Source organism: Vibrio sp. 10N.261.52.A1, from assembly GCF_002876325.1.
GTDB classification, from domain to species: Bacteria; Pseudomonadota; Gammaproteobacteria; order Enterobacterales; family Vibrionaceae; genus Vibrio; species Vibrio chagasii.
The window spans coordinates 1-613 of sequence record NZ_MCYD01000987.1 but is presented as its reverse complement, the minus strand read 5'-3'; the positions used below and the strand labels follow the sequence as shown (position 1 = coordinate 613).

Here is a 613-nt window from a genome sequence, read left to right as displayed (position 1 = left end):
CTCCAGTATGTACGGATATAAAAAAAGTCAGGGAGTACCTAGCGTTACTAGATACCAACCTAACTTTTCTGAATCGATTGTTAGACCCTGAATCGGGTCATACGAATCGCTGGTGGCGATAAATCGTTATTTTTTTCTGGTGATGCCAAGAACTGTTTTTAGGCTAGCAAACGCAATTAAGCAGTAGGCGAGTAGTTCTGTGCCTTCTTCTGCAATGTTTTTAACGGCACGAACGTAATCATCGCCCATCACATTGTGCCAAAAGCTCCCCATACCGAATAGACGGGAGAATACTAGCAGTAACATTACAGCTGTCACTAACAGGTTCATGTGAGGAGAAGCCAAAATAAGGGCAAGTTGATCGATAGTGCGCTTGCCGTTTTTTACAGCATAAAAAATAGCGCTACCAGCAACTAGCGCAGCAGGAACAACCCATGCACCGTGTGCGATCTTATCGAACCAAAAATCCATTTCACGAATGAACAGTACAGCGAAGAAGGCGCTAATGAGAGCCGCAGCGTGTTTTACTTCACATCTCTTTCTCGCTAGGTAAGCAAAAGAACCTGAAGTTACGATAAGTAGCAGCTGTTGCAACATCTCTGTCACTGAGATC

Annotated in this window: 1 protein-coding gene and 1 pseudogene; one reads left to right on the top strand and one right to left on the bottom strand. The window is 44.0% G+C overall.

Going from position 1 to position 613, the window contains the following annotated elements:
* A pseudogene (locus tag BCT81_RS29040) lies at positions 1 to 122 on the top strand (YdcF family protein); the annotation flags it as partial.
* Between the two features lie 4 nt (positions 123 to 126).
* On the opposite strand, the gene BCT81_RS21415 reads toward BCT81_RS29040, so the two are convergent.
* A partial coding sequence (locus BCT81_RS21415) for a hypothetical protein (RefSeq protein ID WP_102425764.1) occupies positions 127 to 613 on the bottom strand: 487 nt, incomplete at its 5' end.